This is a genomic window from Streptomyces hirsutus (assembly GCF_001418415.1).
Taxonomy (GTDB): domain Bacteria; phylum Actinomycetota; class Actinomycetes; order Streptomycetales; family Streptomycetaceae; genus Streptomyces; species Streptomyces hirsutus.
The window spans coordinates 1-2,573 of record NZ_LIQT01000683.1 but is presented as its reverse complement, the minus strand read 5'-3'; the positions used below and the strand labels follow the sequence as shown (position 1 = coordinate 2,573).

Below are 2,573 nucleotides of genomic sequence, written 5' to 3'. Positions count from 1 at the left end.
CGCCCACCCCCTTTGTAGTGCCAAAATGGGCGGCACTATGGCTAAGGAAAAAGGGCGCAAGCTGATCGCGCAGAACAAGAAGGCGCGGCACGACTACCTCATCATCGACACCTACGAGGCCGGCCTGGTCCTCACCGGGACCGAGGTGAAGTCGCTGCGTCAGGGCAGGGCGTCGCTGGCGGACGGCTTCGTCCAGCTGGACGGCAACGAGGCGTGGCTGCACAACGTGCACGTCCCCGAGTACAGCCAGGGCACCTGGACCAACCACAGCGCGCGGCGCAAGCGCAAGCTGCTGCTGCACCGCGAGGAGATCGACAAGCTGGAGTCCAAGTCCCAGGAGACGGGGCACACCATCGTGCCGCTCGCCCTGTACTTCAAGGACGGCCGGGCGAAGGTGGAGATCGCGCTGGCGAAGGGCAAGAAGGAGTACGACAAGCGCCAGACGCTCCGCGAGAAGCAGGACCGGCGCGAGACCGAGCGGGCGATCTCGGCGGTCCGCCGCAAGCAGCAGGCGTAGGGCCTGCCCGAGCGGCTCCCGGACCGTCCCGGAGCCCTCGGAGCCGTCGCGCGGGAATACGCTGGCACCGACCCGCGTTGGTCACGTACGATGGCGACAGCACCTCACAGCGGGTGCGCACCTTGAGAAAAAAACATGGGGATGATCGGTTTCGACAGCGGCTGTCGAAGCAGGGGAAGCGTGTCGAGGAAGCGGCCATGATCTCGTAAACCACAGGCCGAAAAAATAATCGCCAATTCCAAGCGATCCATCTCCCAGGGCGAGCTCGCCCTCGCTGCCTGATCTTCAGGTAGCGAGCAGCGGCTCTCCTACTAGAGGGAGTGTCAGCCCGGGGGTGTTCCCGACCCGGATCCTGGCATCATTTAGGGAACTAAACCTTGATCCCGGTCACGGGGTGAAGAGGGAAACCTAACAGTGACTGAGCCCGTCGGAGACTTGTCTGCGTGATCTCCGGGGCTGAGAAAAGCACAGCGGACTGCACACGGAGAAGCCCTGATTCTGCACCGTTGGACGCGGGTTCGATTCCCGCCATCTCCACTTACCCCATGTGGGCACAGGCCCCGTCGCATCAGCGGCGGGGCCTGTGTCATGCGGCCATACAGGCGAAGGCGGCGACCCGGAGGTCCGGCCCCCGGTCAGTGAGGCGTCCGAGGGCGTGCCGCACGGTCCGGTTGCGCCGGGCCCCGGCCGACCCCCACCGGCCTGCAGGGCACGGCCGACCACCCGGTGAAGTCCGCCGACATGACCGGCCTCGTGGAGCAGCGGACCGAGGTGCACGGCGCCGACCGGACGGCCGACGTGAGCGACATCGTCGCCGGGTATCCGCACCAGGTGTCCCGGGGCCGGGCGGTCAGTCCGGGCGCGGGCCCGTGCTGGCGCGTTCGGTCAGGCGGGGTGGGAGCAGGGTGGCCTGCGGCACGGGGGCACCCGACAGCTTCCGTACCAGCAGGTGCACCGCGCGGGTGCCCAGTTCCGTGGACGGCACGGTGACCGAGGTGAGCGGGATACGGGCCGAGGCGGCGACCGGCGTCGGGCAGACGGCGGTGAGGGAGAGGTCCTCGGGGATGCGTACCCCGAGTTCCTCGAAGGCGTCGATCAGCGGGTCGAGCAGCGGCTCGTTGTGCACCACCACCCCGGTCAGCGCGGGCTGCTCGCGCAGCAGCCGCTCGGCGATCGCGCGGGCCGCGCCCCGGCCCGTCCCGCACGGGTGCACCGCGGACCGGAGCCGGTGCCGGTCCGCGGCGGCGGTGAAGCCCTGCACGAGCCGGCGGGCGAACGCCGTGCGCCGGACGTACACCTCCGGCGGCGAGCCGACCAGCGCCACCGTCCGGTGCCCGAGCCGCGCCAGATGGTCCACGCACAGCTCGCCCGCCGCACCGAAGTCCAGGTCCACACAGGTCAGTCCGTCCGGCTCGGCCGGGACGCCGATCAGTACGGACGGCAGGGGCAACGAGCGCAGTAACGGCAGCCGGGGATCCTGGAGCTGGACGTCCATCACCACCAGCGCGTCCGCCAGTCCCGTCTCCGCGACCCGTCCGATGCCCTCCTCGCCCTCGCCCTGGGTGAGCAGCAGCACGTCGTGGCCGTGGGCGCGGGCGGCGGTGACCACCGACACCGCGAACTGCGTCACCACCGGCACATGGACGCCGGAGCGCATCGGCACCGCCAGCGCCAGCACCCGCGATCCGGCCCCGACCGCACCCCCGGCCCGGACGTGCGTGCGGTAGCCCAGCTCGCGGACGGCGGCCTGGACGCGGCGCCGGGTCTCGTCGGAGATCGGCCGCTTGCCGCTGAGCGCGTACGACACCGTGCTGGGGGAGACCCCGGCGTGCCGGGCCACATCCGTGATCTTCACCATCGAGGGTCCTTATCGGGGGGTCCTGCACCGGCAACCGGGAGTGTCGAAGCGCTTCGACGGGTGAAGGTATGTGCGGGCCGTGGGGCCGTCAATGGGACGTGCGGGAATCGGTGGGGCGGTTCGACGGCCCGAACTGCGGACCGGGTTGAAACGGGGTCGAAGGGATCCAAGGGGCTGAAGGGGTCAAAGGGGTGAAGG

General features: G+C 69.9%; 2 protein-coding genes and 1 other RNA gene. 2 read left to right on the top strand and 1 reads right to left on the bottom strand.

Annotation, left to right across the window (positions count from 1 at the left end; translation table 11 throughout):
• Window positions 1-37 precede the first annotated feature (37 nt).
• Together smpB and ssrA are read left to right on the top strand one after the other, a co-directional pair.
• Complete coding sequence (gene smpB, locus AOK11_RS37380) at window positions 38-517, top strand: SsrA-binding protein SmpB (RefSeq protein WP_055598071.1); 480 nt, start codon at window positions 38-40, stop codon at window positions 515-517.
• 137 nt (window positions 518-654) lie between these two features.
• Window positions 655-1,057: a transfer-messenger RNA gene (ssrA, locus tag AOK11_RS38730) on the top strand.
• A gap of 310 nt (window positions 1,058-1,367) precedes the next feature.
• Here ssrA and AOK11_RS37375 read toward each other — a convergent pair.
• Window positions 1,368-2,375 (bottom strand): LacI family DNA-binding transcriptional regulator, encoded by a 1,008-nt coding sequence (locus tag AOK11_RS37375; protein WP_055598070.1) that lies wholly within the window; start codon window positions 2,373-2,375, stop codon window positions 1,368-1,370.
• Window positions 2,376-2,573 lie beyond the last annotated feature (198 nt).